The sequence below is a fragment of the Nostoc sp. DedSLP03 genome (assembly GCF_034530815.1).
In the GTDB taxonomy this organism is placed as follows: domain Bacteria; phylum Cyanobacteriota; class Cyanobacteriia; order Cyanobacteriales; family Nostocaceae; genus Nostoc.
Map to the genome: position 1 here is coordinate 13,456 of NZ_JAVRCK010000014.1, position 18,007 is coordinate 31,462.

The window sequence follows — 18,007 nt, forward strand, 5'->3', positions numbered from 1 at the left end:
CTTGTAGGGCTATTAACTAATCTTATGAGTATGTGGTGCGATCGCGATCGAAATTTTCAAGGATTTGAAATCTGGTAAAGTTTCAGTGGTACTGAACACTAATTCCAAAAAAAAGGAGAAATTTATGCAGTTTCTCAAAATTGTTCTTGTCGCTCTCGTATTGATGGTGAATCTGCTAATTGCTCAACCCTCTTGGGCAGGTAAGGATTTCACTAAGGGGGCTGACTATGCTGAGGTAACTCAGGCACTCAATCAACTTCTAACTGTAAAGAATACACCTGAGCAAGCTGGCTATACACCTGAGCAATTCCAGCAGCGACTAGCACAATTGCAGTTTCAGAAAAATGTCATCGAAACAGCTAGAAAGCGGGCGCAGTGCCGTAATGAAACTGGAAAGACTTTGGCTGTCTATGCCAATAAACCAAAAAAAATTCCAACCCAACTCTATTTCTTGGGCGCAGGAACAATCACCGATGATGATTGGGATTGCGATGGTATTTACTTACCCGCAGGTTCTCAAGTGGTTTTAGGCCCAAACGCTCAACCACAACAACTGACTGAACCTCTCGCCGTTAAGTTTGTCGATGGTACACAGTCTCTTGCTAGAACCAATCCAGCTACTGGTGCAATTGAATTGAATGTTGAACCTGCCAAAGTATTCAAGGCGGGTGAGAGTACTTGGTTGCTCCCCACTTTTTCCCAAGCAGATATCGATACGCAAATTCCCACCCCACAACTCATTGACTAAAGAAATGGCATAATTTTAACTGCGATCGCATTTCAGATATACTCTCGAATTTTTTACTCATCACTTGCGAGGGTGAATACAAAGTATCCTTCACCCCAGAAACTTTCTTTGACGAAATTCCCCACCCCCTACCATCTTCGATGGTGGCCCCATCCGTGGAACCCTCCGCCAAATCCGAAGTGAAACCCTCTTCCAAATCCGAAGTTGATGCCATAAGTAGGATAAGGCGACACATAGATGGGATAAGGGTTGTAGATGTAAACAGGAGAAGGCGCTACGGTGTAACCATCATCATCACAAATCTGAGTAGTATGTTGCACAATTGTTCTAGGTACAACATTCTCTTGCCCAGCATAAGGTAGATTCAAATAACCATCCTGAAAACCACGAGCGAATTCACCTCCCACAGTCCGAGGTTTATAAGCTTCTCTATTGCGAGCGCTTTGTTGTCCTTCTCGAAAACCATTTGTATAAGCATTGGGGTGGTTAGCCGCCGAATTGAGTACCCTATTATCAATAACAGGACGACAGTAAACAACCCTATCAGCTTTAGCGGCTTGGGGAAAAAGTAAAGACGTTGAGCCAGCGATTAAGCTAAATATTGCAGCAACAACTATTTTTTTCACAGCTTTTAACCTCATTTATGCTTAATACTTTAAACCCTTTAACTTTAATTATAAAACCTGAATTATCAGGTGAGATGAGCCAAAAATCATAAATACTTTGTCAACACTCCTGCCTTGATGCTAGGGGATTCTAGCCTAAAGTCTTAGGAATACCACGGCGCAATAGAGCTTGGATGTTGTTGTTTTGGAAATATAAGCGATCGCCTAACTGCATATCTTCTTCAACAGCAGGTTAGGTAGTTGATTATATTGGTCTTAATAGTTCTTATTCTGGTTTACCGAACTAATAAATTAGAGTAAACCGTAATCTTTTTTTAGGTCTAATTAAGTGCGGTAATCATCAGTTAATGAGGTGATGATAACCGAATTTACACAAGTTGGAACCATATTTATTATGAATACATAAGCACAAAACCAAGTGCAAAAACGATTAAACAATAGCTGAATTTTTCCGAGAAAGAATTATGGTACTAGTTCGTTACAACCCCTGGCAAGAATTGAACGCTTTAGAACGTCACATCAACGGCTTATTGGGAGATACCAAAGTCCCATCTACACGGCTTGAAAAAGGCTTTGTCAGAGTTCCGGCTGCTGAGTTGCACGAAACCGATGATGCGATTCATCTTAAGCTAGAACTGCCAGGACTGTCAGCTAAAGACTTAGATATTCAAGTTACCCAAGACGCTGTTCACATTAGCGGTGAGCGCAAATCTGAAACTCAAACCCAAGACAAGGGTATTACCAAGAGTGAATTTTACTACGGCAAATTCCAGCGTGTAATTCCTTTATCTGCTAGGGTTCAAAATACCAATGTTACCGCAGATTATAAAGACGGTATTTTGAATTTGACACTGCCTAAAACCGAGCAAGAAAAGAACAAAGTTGTCAAGGTTAATCTCGAAGAATCTGCTGCATAGTGTGAAACTACTCACTTTCAATAATTGATTGAGATAGCTAAAAGCCCAGTTAGAGATGACTGGACTTTTTTGTATGCGATCTCCACTTTAAGGTACTGCTCAGTGTCGCTCTCTTTTGTTCTAAAAATTGAGGCGATCGCTGTACTGGTACTGAATTTACATTCATACTATTTCTATTCTTTGCTTGAAATTCCCTGTGACTTTGCGACCAGTTTTATATATTTGAGTCAATTATTATTATCAAAATTCCAAGTGAAAAAGTAGTTAGAGATAAACAGAATAGATATTACTATAGTTTTCATAATATTTGCAATCTTCTCCTGCATTGAAAGTTTTATCAAGACGAGCCTTGATTTTTGATTTGTTTAGATGTAGCTTCCATAAAATCGATAAAAACTTTTATAAGCTTATGAATTCCCTCACTACCTCCGGCAATTAAACCTCCTGTCAGTAATGCATCTAAACAACGGAAAATAATTACCTGTATGGGATTATCTAAATCAATAACTACAAGTGGTTCGATTGAGCGAATACCTATTGCGCTCATTAAAAGACCGAATAAAAGAGATGTCCATAGAGCAATTATTCGTGTATCAGATTTATAGGCTGTTCTTTGGCGCTCTTTTTCATTTATATCATCCATTTGTGGCTGGAAAATTTTTAATGAATTTTGTTGATTTTGTGTAAAATTTTGGATGATTTGCTGTTCTAAACTCATTCCTTCTGGTGGGAGTCCACTGATTTGATTTGATTCCAAAGAAGGAAATTGTTGCTGTTGTCCTTCCATAAGTTTGATTTTCTCAGAGATTAGAGCTTTTTCTTGCTGAATACTAATATCTAATTGTTCGACGAATGGGCCACGCCAAGTAGTTATAAAAACTTCTAAAGAACGCTCTAACAACAAAGAAATAAATAATTCTAATGTGAGTAACTGGACAATATCATTAACTCCAAATGGTTTTAAAACGAAAGGTTTAGATGATAACCAAGTTGACAAAGTTACTACTATAAAACTAATAATGATTAATACAATAAATAGAGGAGATTCGGGAGAAAGCTTTAACAACGTATCTATACTCCTGTTTCGCATCACAATATCTAACACAGCCTGGAGGTGAAAACTACACCTGCTGAGTAACTTAACAACGTTAATTTGATAGAACAGTAAATAATTTATGACTCGTCCCTTATTTCTAAAAGTGTGATGAGTCACGCCGTTGTGGGAGCAGAAAGCATTCTAGTGCTACTATGCATGGGACGACGCTAGAGCAAGTAGCAACCGTAGCACCAACTAAAAACCCCTCCAAGGTGTTGGAGGGGTTAAAGTCATTTTTGCGAATGAGATGGTAATTAGGGGGAGACAGCAGCTTTTCCTGCTCGGTTACGCATTTTCTTGTCAAAGCAACCAAATGATAGTACAGCATTTTATAAATCCATTACGAACCTCTGTAAGTCTATACTTAGTAAGATAAATTATTAGTGCTGTCATCTGATATCAGCTGCAACTCGACAGCGTTTAGATAACCTTTATCATTTAAAGCTTGTGCTGGTAACTTTTTATTAGCGTTAACAGCAGTCTTAACCACATTTAATCCAGTCAGGTTTCCTGTTTGGGATTGAGATACCAAAGCGCTATTGCTAAGACCACCCTGTGCTTTCAGATTACTTTGATAAGCTAGAAATGTAGCATCAAAGGGTTTGATGTAGCTGAGGTTAGATGAATTGTTAGAATTGATAGCTATAGGTTCGCCACTATTGTTAGTAGCTATTTGCGTGCCACCCATTCTAGGCAATAAAGCAATAGAAGTAACAATGAGTACAGAATCAATCAAGATAGAGAGTTTCATCGGATTATCCTTAGTTATAGTAAAGTGCGATTAGTATTCTTGAGTAATAGAGTCTTATTTTTTATTTGTCTTAACTTCCTGCACCCAGTTCACCTGAACGGTTGATTTGCTTTTCACCCATTCGGGTGATTGCATCCTACGGTTCATTCAAAGTTGCTAAAACCCATCATCTGATAAGCAAGAACAGCAGTATCAAAGGTTTTGAGGCAATTGATATCTGTGGAATCGTTGCGTAAAGTATTAGATTTGACAGCTGTGTTGATTGATGTGCTATTTTTGCGATAAGTAGCTATTTGAATCCTAGTGATTCTAGGTAGGACACTAGAATCAACAATGTGTGCAAAATTAAGCCAAGGAAAGAATTTCATCATTGATGCTGTGTTGGTTAATAAATCGAGAGCTAAGTTCAGGACAAACTTGAACAGATATATATTTAACTGAGGTTATCTAAAAATTTATGCAACGCTGTTACTCAGTTATAGATATAGCTCAACTGAGGCATCGTATTTTTACGCTATCCCTTCAACAGCAGATTTATTGATTTAGTCTGATTGAATCTAATTTATCTGTTCGGTAAACCCGAATAGATAAATTAGAGTAAACCGGAAAATTTTTTTATCTAATTTTGTGCGGTAATCATCAATTAGCTGGTGTCAAAAACCGAATTTACAGCAGCTTTAACTATACATAATATGAATATGTAAGCACAATTTGAAGTGCAAAAAATATTAAATAATATTAACTGATGCGAGGAAGGGCTATGACACTAATTCGTTGGAATCCTTGGAGAGAAATTGACACTCTACAACACCAAATAAATAGTTTATTTGAAGATACCAGGCTACCATCTGCATTGTTTGAGAAAGGCTTAAGCAAAGTTCCGGCTGCTGAAATTCAAGAAACTGAAGATGCGATTAATCTGAAGCTAGAAGTGCCAGGAATAGAAGCTAAAGACCTGGATGTACAAGTTACAGAAAATGCTGTTTATGTTAGCGGTGAGCGGAAGTCCGAAACCAAAACAGAGGAAAAAGGTGTTACCAGAAGTGAGTTTCATTACGGTAAATTTCAACGCGTAATTCCTCTATCGGCTCGGATTAAAAATACTGACGTTACAGCAGATTATAAAGATGGTATCTTGAATCTAACACTGCCTAAAACTGAGCAAGAAAAGAACAAAGTTGTCAAGGTGAATTTGGAACAATCTGCTAACTAATGGTTTGTTTGCGATGTCTACGACGGGCTATTCGGCGTCGCACTACTTTTCCTGCAATAATTGGTTGAAATAGTTAAGAGCTTGGTCATGCGAGTGACCAGGCTTTTTTTTGAGCAATTTAGTGTTGGAAAAAAGTACTAAAGACTTTCGAGATTTCTAAGCACCTCTGCGGCTGACTGATATCGTTGAGTGAAGTCGAAATGTACCATTTTATTTAAAATCATCACTAACTCGTTTGTAGCGTCAGTTAATTCGCGCCAATGTTGCCAAATTTGTTGATTAGCATCAGCTTGGCTTTGGATAATTATTTCACCAGTATTTGTGTCTCTACGAAACTCTCTGGGTTCTACCCCAGTTAAACCTTGTATTCCCATAATTCCCAAGGCATAAATATCGCTGTTAAGTTTTGGCAACCCGCTCATTTGTTCCGAAGGTGCATAATTAGGAGTGCCAATTGAAATAGTTTGAGCTTCTTGCTGCTGAGGTTGAATCTGCTTAACAGCGCCAAAGTCAATTAAAACAATGTGCCGGTCTGATTCTCGCCTAATTAAGTTACTAGGTTTGATATCTCGATGGATTACGCCATAGCTGTGAACAAAAACTAGTACATTTAAAACTTCTTTGAGTATCTCCACAACTTCAGCTTGTTTTAGTCCCTTCCCAGCAGTTAACTCTTTATCCATAGCGTGCCCCCGAACAAATTCTTGCACTAAAGAGAATTGCCGATTTTCTTCAAAAAAAGCTAGTAGTTGGGGAATTTGTGGGTGCTTACCCAAAGTTTCTAAAATTTCTGCTTCCGCATCGAATAAACGTCTGACAACATTTAAATATTCTGCATCTTGGCGGGGAGGTCGCAACTGTTTAACCACACACTGCGGATTACCAGGACGCTGGATATCGTCAGCTAAATAAGTATTGCTAAATCCGCCAGAACCCAAAGGTTGAGTAATTTTGTAGCGGTTATTTAGTACCGTGCCTATTGCAATTTCTTGCCCGATGGAATCAATAATTACGGTTGGCGCTTCATTTGAGGCGTTGCCACGCTGCCGTAAAAGATTTTGTAATTCTATAATTAATTGTTGGTGTTCTTGAACCCGTTGGGTAATTTCTTTTTGCTCTTGCTGGGTTTGATAAGCACTATAGGCAAGGACACTGGCGGCGGTAAATACTAACCCTAACGCCGGAGGTATGACCGGGAACCATCCAGCTTGGGTAAAAATGACAAAATTAACTCCAAATAATACTGCTAGGGCTGTTACTGCTGCCAATCCTAAGCCTAGCGGATGTTGAATCCGCCATACCAGCAATCCACCAACTACAGTCCATACCCATATCCACAAGACTTTACCCCACTCAGGCAAAAACCAAAATAGAGGTTGTTTGTTTAGAACAGCACTGAGAATTTGACTAACGCTGTGGGCATGAATTTCAATTCCGGCCATTTTGCCAGAATTATCTGACTTCCCGCTAGCAAAGGGGGTATTAAAAATATCATTTAAACTATTAGCTGTTGAACCAATCAAAACGATGCGGTCTTTAACTAAATCTGGTTCAACTTGATTTGCAAGCACTTCTGTAATAGTTACCTGCTGGGCAACCTGATGACCAGAACGGTAATTAAACAGGATTTGGTAGCCATTGGTATCTGCTTTTTCATAGCCGCCAGCGTTACTTTGCAGAGGTTTAAATACAGTATTACGTAGTTGTAGTTCTTTTTTGGGGGTAAATTCTAATTGGATGCCTCCAACTTCTAAATATTTGAGCGCTAGTTGTAAGCTAAAAGAATAGGTACTTTGACAAGAATCAGACTCCTCTGCACTTACTAATAAAAGGTTGCGGCGAATTGTGGCATCAGTATCTTCTACGACATCATTAAATCCTACTCGCTCTGCTTCAACGCCTTTTGGGGGTGCTATTCCCGGATTGTTAGAACCAGAATGTTTACAAATAGGAATGATGATATCGCTCTGTTGGAGGCGTTGCAGTAGCTTGTCATGACCAGGCGGTACTGCTAAGTCACGAAAAATATCTAGACCAATGACTCGCGGTTGATATTCTTCAAGTTTGCCTAATAGTCGGTCTAGAAGTTCGCTAGACAAGGGCCAATTCCATTTTTGGATATCTTTTTCACTTAAAGCAACAATCAACAAACGAGTGTCTGGGCCTGGGTCGGCACGTAATTGCATCATTTGGTCGTAGACTTTCATTTCTAGAGGCTCGAAAACCCCCAGTTTTTGAATTCCTACTAACAGAAGTGTTGCGATCGCACTTGAAAGAATAACTGGCTGTCTAAATAAACTTTTAAAAGTTACAACCATTTTCTTAAATAGATTTTACTTTAAAATATACGTAGATTTTCGGATTAATTTTTAATATCGAAATTATTCTACGCAATTTGCAACTTTTCAAAAAATATAGTCATCATATTTTACTTGGAAACGCCAAAAGACTCAAATCCCCGACAACTTTTACGAAGTCGGGGATCTTTTTATTCATAACTCATTTATAATTGCTAGATGTGTTTCAGATAATGCACGATCGCCTCTGCCGTTGCCAAATTAGTAGCCAATAAAACTTGATTAATAGTGCATAATCTTAACAGTGCTTCTTCATTTGCTTGACCAGGTTGAGGTTGCAGCAAATCTCGCAGGAAAATAACTGCTACAATTTCTCCGGCTCCAACCAATGAAGCAATTGTTTGATATCCTCCAGATGTTGGTGCGGGAGTTTGTTGACTAATAGTTATCCCTGCCTGCTGATGTAAAACTTCACTAACAGATGGCCAGGTAATTGTAAAACTCTGCGAGAAAAATTCTTGATGTTGAGAAACCAATTCAGCAAGTTCTGATTTCTTGCTTTCATGAGCAATCAGTACTATATTTCTTTCAATGATTGCTTGAGGAGACTCACTAACATTTGTTTCTTCTGGAGTTTCATCAAAACGATTTTCTTCTACTTCCGGAATTTCTTCAATAGTTTGACTGATGCTATCAGTAGCTCCACTTTCTGTTGTTTCCAAAGATGGAATGTCCGCTGAGTCAGAAATGTTACTTATTTGTGCAGCAACACCATCGACATATACACTAACTTCTTCAGCACTTGCATTATTCAAATCAATGTATTGATTGCTTAAAACTTCCGCAACGGCATCATCAGGTGCAGTTGATGCTTCAGAAACTTCGCTTATTGTTTCATCCGCCGTAGAAGTAGGTTCTACTTCCTCAACATCTGCGCTGTCTGCTGCTGTAACTGACCTATCCCAATCTATTGCTTCATCAATGATATCCCGTGTAACTTGGCTCTGCTCCTCTGCTGCTTGTGGCTGAATCTCTTCGTTTTCAACAACTTCACTGGTTTCTTCTGCGACTGGCGTATCCAAATTCACTACTTCATCGTGAGTAGTTTCATCAATGATATCCCGTATAACTTGGCTCTGCTCCTCTGCTGCTTGTGGCTGAATCTCTTCGTTTTCAACAACTTCACTGGTTTCTTCTGCGACTGGCGTATCCAAATTCACTACTTCATCGTGAGTAGTTTCAGGAATGTCCCTTTCCTCCTCAGATTCATGGTGGAAAATATCGCGCGGCTGGACGGAGGTAACTTCTGCTGCTAGTGCTGCCTCCAACTCTGCATCCTCGTCGTAGGTAGCTTCAGGAGTGGCGCTTTGTACAGGAACTTCGTTCAAAATATCACGTGGCTGTACGAAGGTAACTTCTGCTGCTAGTGCTGCCTCTAACTCTGCATCCTCGTCGTAGGTAGTGTCTGGAGTAGCACTTATATCACGCTGTTGTACGAAAGTAGATTCTGTCGCCGGTGCTGCTTCAAAATCTACAGCCTCATCGTGGTTAGCTTCTGGAAGAACACTTTCCTCTTCAGGAGTTTCAATGATGTTTTCAGGTGTAGCTATGGCGTTATCAGGTTCAGTCAAAGAAACTTCTGAGGCTTCGCTGACTTCTGGAACTTCGACTTTTTCACTATCGGCGCTGACTTCTGGTGTAACTAATGTCCGCAAATCCACAACATCATCACGAACATCGTGTGGCACTTCGCTAACTGCTTCTGGTGTATCAACAACAGGGATAACATCATCAGGTTGAGTCGAAACAACTTCTGAGATTTCGCTGATTTCTGAGGCAGGGGGTGCTTCTACTCCGGAACTAATTGGCGATGGAACTTCGCTAACTACCTCTGGGGCTGGATTAACAACATTGGCGGCGCTGACATTTTCAGGCGATCGCGATCGAGAAAACAGTGAAGGATCTATAATTCTAAAGACTGTCTCTGGTTGCTCATAAGCGGGAGCAATTGCTTCCAAAATCAAAACATAATCTGCAATCCGAATAATATCTCCATCACTCAAAGAATATGGTCGATCTTTTTCAGCTTGTTTCCCATTAACTATTGAACCATTTCTACTGCCAAGATCAGAAAAGTAGTAATTTCCACTTTTAACAAAAAACTTAGCATGTACCCGACTGATATCAGGGCTGTCTAGGACTAAATCAGAATCAGGAGAACGACCTATTACCCATTCTCCTCTCGTTGGAGTTTCTGTGGTCAGGTCAACTTCATTGACTTCACTTAAATTTGGTGAGTAGCTAACTTTAACTTTCATATTAATTTTTGGTTAATTTTATTGATTTCTGCTACCCAGCGCTGACGGGTAGTATGTTCTAAATTTAAAATATCATCTTGTGACCAGTGGAAATGATAAGCAATAAAAGCTACCTCCTCATATAAAGTATCAAAGGGGTAGCTTACGACTCCCCCGCTAGTTCTAGCTCCACTGAAAATTGAGTATTGCAGTGGGGACATTGTGTCGGAATGTGTACATTGCCTTGTTGATTGATTCGATTATAAAATTCTCGGAGATAGGCAATGTCATGTAGGAGAAGTCCTTCGAGTAAATCAGGACTAACAGAGTTGAAACTGCCCAAGCGAGTAATAACCCGTGCCAGCATCACCAAAACGCCGTAAGCCGGATTTTCTTGAACTTTGCGCTCTTGTTGCACCAAAATTTCATCTTTGGCGGTGGCTAAACGCATCACCCCATGACGATGTACTCGTTGTTCGCCATCACTTAACCCTCTAGGAAGAGTGAAAGCAAATTCTGTGCAGAGAGTATCCTTTTTACGGCGCATAGGTTAATTTTATTTGGGCATTGGGTATTGGGGAGTGCTGAGTGCTGTTAGCGTCAGCGGGGCGTTGAGCCAGTGCTGAGTGCTGACTGGTTCCCAGCCTGGAGGCTGGGAACCCATTCTGGGAGGCTCTGCCTCCTCTTTGTTGACAAGAGGTAGAACCTCTGGGAATACATTCCCAGCCTCCAGGCTGGGAACGAGGCTAACTTTTTTAATGAGGCTTTGATACTCATTAATGAGGCTTTGAACTCCTTTAATGAGGCTTTGATACTCATTAATGAGGCTTTGAACTCCTTTAATGAGTCTTTGAACTCCTTTAATGAGGCTTTGATACTCATTAATGAGGCTCTGAACTCCTTTAATGAGTCTTTGAACTCCTTTAATGAGTCTTTGAACTCCTTTAGTGAGGCTTTGATACTCATTTGGGACTTCCAACAAATAAATTATCCAATCTTGTGGGGTGGATATCTTGTCCGCCCAAAGCTTGGAGCGCTCGTGTCGCCCACCCCACAAAAAGTAGTTGAGTCTTTTTTTATTTGGAGTTTCCTTAATGAGTCTTTGATACTTGCAGACATAGCTTGGAACTTTTCCTTCTGCCCCCTGCTCCTCATTGCCCAATACCCAATGCCCAATTCAATTATGAAGAAGTGCTTCGGGAGAATTTACTGTATCTTCCGGTATGGAAGTTTCGCCTTCCAAGCCATTGATTCGACGGTAAAAATCTTGGAGATAATTTAAATCTTGGGAAAAAAAGTTTTCCACGATTGCAGGAGTAACTTCTGATAAAGCACCCAAACAGGTAATCACTCGCGACAAGATAATAATTGTGGCATAAACAGGATTCGCTTTAACACGTGGGTCACGCAAGGGTGCAATTTCGTCTATCGCCGTTGATAACCGCATTACACCTTTGCGGTGGAGGTTGCCTTCAGAGTCTAGATACCCCTTTGGCAGTGTAAATTCAAACTCTGTGGGAAACATAATTCTCCTAATTATTTCACGCGTTTAAATTCCTCAAAAGCAACCTCCACCTCTTCAATTTCGATGTCATGGCTGCGGGCGTTGACATCGGCAATCTTGTAACTTGCAGGCCAAGCACCGGCTAATTCAAATCTAGCCACTTCTTGATTTGCCTGATTATAAATAGACAAAGCAACAAGTCTACGTTGCTGCGACCAATTACCCTTTTCGACTTTTTCAAACCACTTCCAAAAATCCATAGAGTTAGTGGTTCCTCTACGCAGAATGAGATTACCACTCTTGGAATTGCTAGGAAGCTTGGTTCTTACTACCTGACCTTTTGATTGCCCTTTTGTACCCCAGGTTTGAGAAGTGACTTCAGTAATTTCAATAACCTCTTGTGTTCTTTTAAAGCCTTGACACTCCAAAAAGAAACAATTGGCATCGTTTTGACCTTCTAATGTCAGTTCTAAATAGAACCGATGGGCTGTCAAAACTTCTGGAATTCGGCTTGCGGATTGTACCACTGTTAAATAATTCGTAATTCGTAATTCGTAATACTCGCCAAAGGCGAGAAGCAAGCTACGTAATTCGTAATTCGTAATGACGCTTGCGGACTCGCTACCGCTACGCTCTAAGCAAAGCTATGCCGCAGGCTTTACGCAATTACGATTATTTGATTCGTTTAATTCCTTCATGAACCAATTCAACAGTCTCATTTGCCATATCACCACCAGAGGCTGTTAAGGTAGGCCCGGTGTATTTACAGGGATAACAATTGACAATGTTCCAGCGTGCCTTTTCAGAGCCTTGTTGGTCGTAAGCAACCACCGAACCAGTCTTACGATTCTGTGCCCACTTCCGAGGGTCTCCCATATCTTCGTTACAGTCTTGATACCATTTATACAGGTCTATATCATCAGTGGCGATGACTTTTACTGTAATGTTGGTAAATTTAACAACAGTTGGTGTAGCTTGACGCATTAGTTTAGCGCCTTTAGAGGAACCGTGAACTTCCTGCGCTGGTGTATTTTCAACGCCTAGTCCGCTAATTTCTTTGATGAATTTATCAGTAATTCCATCAGCCTCGAAGTAAAACTTACAAGAGGTTAAAAATTCGCCTGCCATACTTTTAGACTCCTTTGTGTGTAATTAATTTTGAAATGGGGATTTGGGAGTTAGGAGTTAGGAGTTAGGAATTGGGAGTTATAAGAATTCTTTCCCCAATGCCCAATGCCCCATGTCCAATTCCCAATGCCCAATGCCCAATGCCCAATGCCCAATGACAAATGACAAATGACAAATGACAAATGACAAATGCCCTATTCGCTATCTTCAATGCCATTCCATTGGCTGATGCGGAAAACAACAAATTCCGCAGGTCTGACGGGACAAACTCCGACTTCAATATATAAACGTCCTAAAATTCTGGTTTCTGGTGGGTTCAATTCTTCGTCGCACTTGACATAAAATGCTTGGGCAGGAGATGCACCAAATAAAGCACCTTCACGCCAGATACGTTCTAAGAAGTTACTGACGGTGCGGGTGACACGCGCCCATAAATCTTGGTCGTTCGGTTCAAAAACTACCCACTGAGTCCCCAGTTCTAGGGATTTTTCGATATAGCTAATTAGTCTACGCACGCTGATGTAACGCCACTCTGTTTTATCTGGCTCAACTAAAGTGCGTGCGCCCCAAATGCGGATACCTCGATTGGGGAAGCTGCGAATACAATTTATTCCCAAGGGATTTAATAGTTCTTGTTCGCGGAAGTTGGTGTCATAGCCCAAACCAATTACGCCTCTGGGAACTTCATTGGCTGGGGCTTTGTAAACTCCTCTGGTTTCGTCAGTGCGGGCCCAAACACCCATCACATGACCACAAGGAGGTACTAAAATTGGATTACCGCGATCGCGTGGATTCGGTACTTTAATCCAAGGATAATAAAGGGCCGCAAACATCGAACGACGGTTAAATCTGTTCAACCATTCCACCACTTGTTGCGGTTTGACGGCTTCCGGTGGCGAATCCAATACAACCATGCGGTTGGGTGGGTTGGGAATATCGCCACTGGCAGAACCCTCGCACATACTAATCATCAGTTCGATGATACCGTGGACTTGATCTAAATTCAGTACTTGCTCTTGATAAGCCCGCATCACATCAGGACAAGCCAGCATTGTGATTTCATCAACTTCAAAGATACCGCGTACCCCGGTGCGATCGTCTCGAACCCCTTCCAAATTTTGCGAAAATCTATCGGGTGTGGCGGCGACGATGGGCGGCGCTAGTTCATATTGACCATTCACCGGACGACGAGCTAAAGGTTGTCCGCTTTGAGTGATGTCTTCTACGGTGATATACATCGAATTTCTCAATGCTGTCAGGGCATAAGTTGCGACTTGAGCGTTAGGGTCGCGGTTCATGCTCAAGTTCTCGTATTGCTCTAAAAGCTCATCTCCCCGACGAATTTCGATGGTGAAATATTCGCCTGTATTGGGAGGCGCTTCTCCTTCAGTACCTTCGGGTAGAGCGCGGGGCGAACCATCAACAATTACAATATTTACTAATCCACCTGATGCTTGCTCGGGGCGCAAAGTAAAGCGCAGGGATGGACGATTACCTCGAGCGTTGATTCTGAGGGTAGCCGGTTCTGGAGTTGCAGGTCTAGGTGCGCCTGGTAACTGAGTCCCAATGCTTGTTACCCAGCAACGACCGCCACCATTCATAAAGTAGCCGTAGACTGAAAAGGGTAAATAGGCGTTGAAATCGGTGAAGCCATCAGAGTTGGGACGGGCAAAGTAGTTTAAAAATTGCGTCCAAGTGGTTACTAGCATGGGCTTGTATAACTCAGCCCCACCGCGAACGTCTTCTGTAAAGCCTACAAATCCGGCAACTGCTGTGCTAACACCTTCAATTGGTCGGCTACCCCGGTCAATTTCTTCGATGTAAACACCAGGAGCAAAGTAATCAAGTCTAGCCATGAAAGTTTCTCCAAGTCAGTAAAAATCTAATTATTCAGGAGTTAGAAATATTTCTTTGAAAGTATTACTTTGGTTATCTACCAATGCATTGACGTTTTGGGGTAAATATCCAGGATGATTCAGAGTCAAAACATAATTACCTAAATGAAGGTCTTCAAAGAAGAACAGCCCTTCTTTAGTAGTTGATATGGACTTGTCAGTTCCTCTCACAGCCACTTCTGTTGCTACCAGCGGCAAATTTGTCACCGCACTTTTGACAATACCCGCGATCGCAACTCGTCTGGTTAATACTAAACTGTCACTATCGCGAGACAATTGATTTCGCAAATTGAAAATTCGCTCCCAAACCAAAGGCACTGGAGCCGGTTGTGGCTCGAAGGGTATTGTAACTGTCAAATATAAGGCTGAACGCAATGGCACATTGAGAGCGCTCCATAAAGAGCCAATCTCAATTGGCGGCTCTAAGGCAACTGTCATGTTCAAATTACCATAGCCCCGTAATTCAGGAACCAAAAACTCTTCTTCCAAGGTGCGATGGCGCAACAGCACAGTCAATGCCTCACTAATAAAGTGATGCTCACCTAAAGCTGTTCTATCCCAGGCTGTTAATAACAGCGAAACATCAAACCAAGCGGGTGCCCAATTTACAGTGGCAGGTTGTAGAGCGCGTGTTAGCTTGCGTTCTACTTGCCTGCCAGAATGTTGTACCTGCTTACTCTCACGTATATCAAAAATATATAAATTGAGAGTCGGACCTGCTCCCTCTTCCCTACGATTACCAGGATGGCTAAAGTCAATTTGCTCTGTACTGGTAAGTGAGGTTCCTCCAGCGAGAATTTCGGCTAAAGTTTGAAGAACGAAGATAAGCATGAAGGTGTGCTGCTGGTAGCTAATCCAGATGCCTCTACAGTATATGTATCGAGCTTCTAAAGTTAATTAGACTTTTGTCGATATTTTTTAAATGGCATATTGGGTCAAAAATCCGTAAAGCAGCAACTTCAGTTTGTAGATTAATCTGTAGTCCGCCGCAGGCATCAGAACTTTGTAAGAGAGGAGCTTGTAACCTTTTTGGTAGAGGAAAAACATATTCTTTCCTTCTGCCTCCTGCCTCCTACCCTCTGCCTTTTTCGGTCAAGTTAAGGCAGAAGCCCAAATGTCAAAGGTATGTTCGTCGAATTCGGGCGAGCGTTTGTTGAATTCGGGCGAGCGTTTGTTGAATTCGGGCGAGCGTTTATTATTTTTGTTCAATTTTAAATTGAGGAGGATAAAACCTAAACACAAAAAGACTTTTCATCGAGTCCCCAGCGATGCACTGAGCTTGCCGAAGTGTCCCTAGCTATACTAGTTGACCCCAGTGATTTCATCTTAACTTGACACTAATGGCTGAAAAGACATCCCAAGTAGTCCATTAAGCTAACGAAAGCTTGGGTACGTAGTAAGCATTTCAGTGCTTAACATTAGGACTAAAGTTTTTACTACAAACTTGTTTACACAGCAAAGTTAGCTTGATAATACACGTGTGAATACAAACCTTAATAATTATTTCTATGAATTATCTCAAAAGAGAACTTAACAAAAAAATAAACATTCCTGAGACTGCATAATTTTATACTGGTCAGCAGAAGAGTAAAAACATTTAGTTGCAAAAAGCGAGTGAAGCTATGACACTAGGCTTTTCTGTACAAAAACTAGACAATGGCTCTAATTATTTGAGTTCCTCAGACATCCAAAGCTTTTGTCAGCTTGAGTCTGAGCAGTTAACTAGTCAGTATCCAATTTTTTTCGCTCGAATTGTCTATCATGATTCATTATTAAGAGCTAATCAAGAGGTGATAAATTATGGTCAAGACCAAGTTCCTTTTTCCCCAAAAACTTTAGCTTATTTGCGTTCGGAAGCATGGCTTACAGATTTTCCGCCTGTTTTGACTTTACAGGAATTTCAGCTTAAGGACTTTTCATCTATTTCTTACATTTGCCCCATATCCTATAGAAATCAGAAAACTGAATATATTCAAATCATTACTCATGAACCTCTCTCGTCGAGTTTACAACTATATGTAAAACGCTCTGCTATGCTGCTGAGTAAGTATGTAGGTATTTCCTTGGACTATGGCAGACAAAAAACTGAAATTCAACTTTTAGAAGATATCTTACATAGGGTCGGTCATCAATTGCGTAACTCTTTAGGACTTATAGGATTGTATGCACATAATTTATGCTTAGGTTTAGAGGATAGCCCTTGGCAAGAGCAAGCAACAATCATCGGCGAAAGTATACAAGATTTAGATACTAATTTAAATGAATTGATTGATTGCGGTCAAAGTGCAAAATTAAGAGTAACACTTCAAGATTTAAGAAGTTTAGTGGTTGAAAGTATCAAAAATTTACAACCTCTAATTAATCAGAAAAAACTTAAAATATTAATTCCCGATACATCGACAATACTGAAGATAGACAAATTACAAATGAAACAAGTTTTTGATAATATCCTCAGTAATGCCGTTCATTTCAGCCCTCATTCAGGAACTATTACCTGTAGCTGGCAAATTTTTCAAGATGAAGTTTTAATTAAAATCTCCGATCTAGGGCCAGGATTGTCTCAAGAAGACTTACAAAAAATATTTACTCCATTTTATTCCCGACGTAAAGGAGGTACAGGACTGGGTTTAACTATTGCTAAAAAAATTATTTTGGATCATCAAGGAAGTATCTGGGCACAAATTTTATCAGAAAGTGGGGCACAATTTTCGATGATTTTACCTCGACCAAGGAGTGGATAAATAATTCGTAATGACGCTCTCTACGAGACGCTGCGCGTAGCTTGCTTTCCTTTAAGGGTAAGCAGACTCGCTATCGCTGCGCTAACGTAATTCGTAATTCGTAATTAAAGATATGACTAATGATAATAATAAACTTTCAGTTTTACTCGTAGATGATGAAGAAAGATTTCGTCAAGGGTTACGTACTCTCCTAAATTTTTATAGTATTAATTCTGCGTTACCTGTAGAAGTTATTGGTGATGCAGATTCTGTTGAGCAGGTTTTAAAGTTCACAACTCAGAACTGTCCAGATTTAATTTTGCTGGATATGCAATTGAAAGGATGTGATGGAATTACAGTTCTGGCACGTCTTAAAGAAGCTGCTTACAGTGGCAAAGTTTTAGTATTGTCGGCTCATCAAGAAGACGACTGGATTTTTAGAGCAATGCAGGGAGGAGCCGCAGGTTATGTGTTTAAAAATCGTGTAGCAACCCAATTATGTGAAGCTATTGATACCGTAACTAGGTCAGAAATTTATCTACCTTCAGAAGTTGCTAGTCGATTTTTCCGGTTTTTTCAGGCTTATTCAGATTCTTGTGTAAAAGCATGTCATGAGGTGCATTTAACCGAAAGAGAGCAAGAGGTTTTATACTGGTTAACTCAAGGTGCTTCTAATGAAGAAATCGCTAAACACTTATATGTAACAGTTGCTACTGTTAAAGCGCATCTCACCAGTATTTTTGAAAAATTAAAGGTTACTAGCCGGACTCAAGCGATTGTAACTGCCCTCAAGTTAGGATTAGTTCACGCTTGAG

General features: G+C 40.6%; 18 protein-coding genes. 5 read left to right on the plus strand and 13 right to left on the minus strand.

All coding sequences use genetic code 11. The annotated features are described in order from the left end of the window. Positions 1-124 precede the first annotated feature (124 nt). Positions 125-748 (plus strand): hypothetical protein, encoded by a 624-nt coding sequence (locus RM368_RS09130; RefSeq protein WP_322693789.1) that lies wholly within the window; start codon positions 125-127, stop codon positions 746-748. Positions 749-876: 128 nt separating this feature from the next. Here the strand turns inward: RM368_RS09130 and RM368_RS09135 are convergent, their stop codons facing one another. Continuing rightward, positions 877-1,374 (minus strand): hypothetical protein, encoded by a 498-nt coding sequence (locus RM368_RS09135; RefSeq protein ID WP_322693790.1) that lies wholly within the window; start codon positions 1,372-1,374, stop codon positions 877-879. Between the two features lie 464 nt (positions 1,375-1,838). Here RM368_RS09135 and RM368_RS09140 point away from each other — a divergent pair, with 464 nt between their 5' ends. Then, the gene (locus tag RM368_RS09140) at positions 1,839-2,291 is read left to right on the plus strand and encodes an Hsp20/alpha crystallin family protein (RefSeq protein WP_322693791.1); all 453 of its coding nucleotides are present in this window, start codon (positions 1,839-1,841) and stop codon (positions 2,289-2,291) included. 337 nt (positions 2,292-2,628) lie between these two features. Here the strand turns inward: RM368_RS09140 and RM368_RS09145 are convergent, their stop codons facing one another. Continuing rightward, on the minus strand, positions 2,629-3,357 hold the full coding sequence (locus RM368_RS09145) for a hypothetical protein (protein ID WP_322693792.1): 729 nt from the start codon (positions 3,355-3,357) through the stop codon (positions 2,629-2,631). A gap of 394 nt (positions 3,358-3,751) precedes the next feature. Then, positions 3,752-4,138 carry a hypothetical protein gene (locus RM368_RS09150; protein ID WP_322693793.1) on the minus strand — a complete coding sequence of 129 codons (387 nt, stop codon included), beginning with the start codon at positions 4,136-4,138 and terminating at the stop codon, positions 3,752-3,754. Between the two features lie 760 nt (positions 4,139-4,898). Here RM368_RS09150 and RM368_RS09155 point away from each other — a divergent pair. After that, positions 4,899-5,351, plus strand: coding sequence for an Hsp20/alpha crystallin family protein (locus tag RM368_RS09155; RefSeq protein ID WP_322693794.1), 453 nt, complete (start codon positions 4,899-4,901; stop codon positions 5,349-5,351). Between the two features lie 137 nt (positions 5,352-5,488). On the opposite strand, the gene RM368_RS09160 is transcribed toward RM368_RS09155, so the two are convergent. From RM368_RS09160 to RM368_RS09205, 10 genes are all read right to left on the minus strand, one after another. Beyond that, positions 5,489-7,669 (minus strand): CHASE2 domain-containing serine/threonine-protein kinase, encoded by a 2,181-nt coding sequence (locus tag RM368_RS09160; RefSeq protein WP_322693795.1) that lies wholly within the window; start codon positions 7,667-7,669, stop codon positions 5,489-5,491. A gap of 194 nt (positions 7,670-7,863) precedes the next feature. Continuing rightward, on the minus strand, positions 7,864-9,966 hold the full coding sequence (locus RM368_RS09165; RefSeq protein ID WP_322693796.1) for an FHA domain-containing protein: 2,103 nt from the start codon (positions 9,964-9,966) through the stop codon (positions 7,864-7,866). Then, positions 9,963-10,166 (minus strand): DUF6760 family protein, encoded by a 204-nt coding sequence (locus RM368_RS09170; RefSeq protein ID WP_322693797.1) that lies wholly within the window; start codon positions 10,164-10,166, stop codon positions 9,963-9,965. The genes RM368_RS09165 and RM368_RS09170 overlap by 4 nt, the downstream gene beginning before the upstream one ends. Next, the gene (locus tag RM368_RS09175) at positions 10,109-10,492 is read right to left on the minus strand and encodes a hypothetical protein (protein WP_094347971.1); all 384 of its coding nucleotides are present in this window, start codon (positions 10,490-10,492) and stop codon (positions 10,109-10,111) included. Before RM368_RS09175 ends, RM368_RS09170 begins: the two co-directional genes overlap by 58 nt. Positions 10,493-10,545: 53 nt before the next feature. Further along, the gene (locus RM368_RS09180; protein WP_322693798.1) at positions 10,546-10,911 is read right to left on the minus strand and encodes a hypothetical protein; all 366 of its coding nucleotides are present in this window, start codon (positions 10,909-10,911) and stop codon (positions 10,546-10,548) included. A gap of 211 nt (positions 10,912-11,122) precedes the next feature. After that, positions 11,123-11,470 carry a hypothetical protein gene (locus tag RM368_RS09185; RefSeq protein WP_322688381.1) on the minus strand — a complete coding sequence of 116 codons (348 nt, stop codon included), beginning with the start codon at positions 11,468-11,470 and terminating at the stop codon, positions 11,123-11,125. A gap of 11 nt (positions 11,471-11,481) precedes the next feature. Further along, complete coding sequence (locus tag RM368_RS09190) at positions 11,482-11,976, minus strand: phage tail protein (RefSeq protein ID WP_322688382.1); 495 nt, start codon at positions 11,974-11,976, stop codon at positions 11,482-11,484. 145 nt (positions 11,977-12,121) lie between these two features. Continuing rightward, complete coding sequence (locus tag RM368_RS09195) at positions 12,122-12,577, minus strand: phage tail protein (RefSeq protein ID WP_094331970.1); 456 nt, start codon at positions 12,575-12,577, stop codon at positions 12,122-12,124. 194 nt (positions 12,578-12,771) lie between these two features. Continuing rightward, positions 12,772-14,433: a phage tail sheath family protein gene (locus RM368_RS09200; RefSeq protein ID WP_322693799.1), complete on the minus strand. Its 1,662-nt coding sequence runs from the start codon at positions 14,431-14,433 to the stop codon at positions 12,772-12,774. A gap of 30 nt (positions 14,434-14,463) precedes the next feature. Continuing rightward, complete coding sequence (locus RM368_RS09205; protein WP_322693800.1) at positions 14,464-15,303, minus strand: Pvc16 family protein; 840 nt, start codon at positions 15,301-15,303, stop codon at positions 14,464-14,466. A gap of 791 nt (positions 15,304-16,094) precedes the next feature. Here RM368_RS09205 and RM368_RS09210 point away from each other — a divergent pair. Both RM368_RS09210 and RM368_RS09215 read left to right on the plus strand, forming a co-directional pair. After that, positions 16,095-17,213: a HAMP domain-containing sensor histidine kinase gene (locus tag RM368_RS09210; protein WP_322693801.1), complete on the plus strand. Its 1,119-nt coding sequence runs from the start codon at positions 16,095-16,097 to the stop codon at positions 17,211-17,213. A 112-nt stretch (positions 17,214-17,325) separates the two neighbouring features. Further along, positions 17,326-18,006 carry a response regulator transcription factor gene (locus RM368_RS09215; protein WP_322693802.1) on the plus strand — a complete coding sequence of 227 codons (681 nt, stop codon included), beginning with the start codon at positions 17,326-17,328 and terminating at the stop codon, positions 18,004-18,006. Position 18,007: the final 1 nt, after the last annotated feature.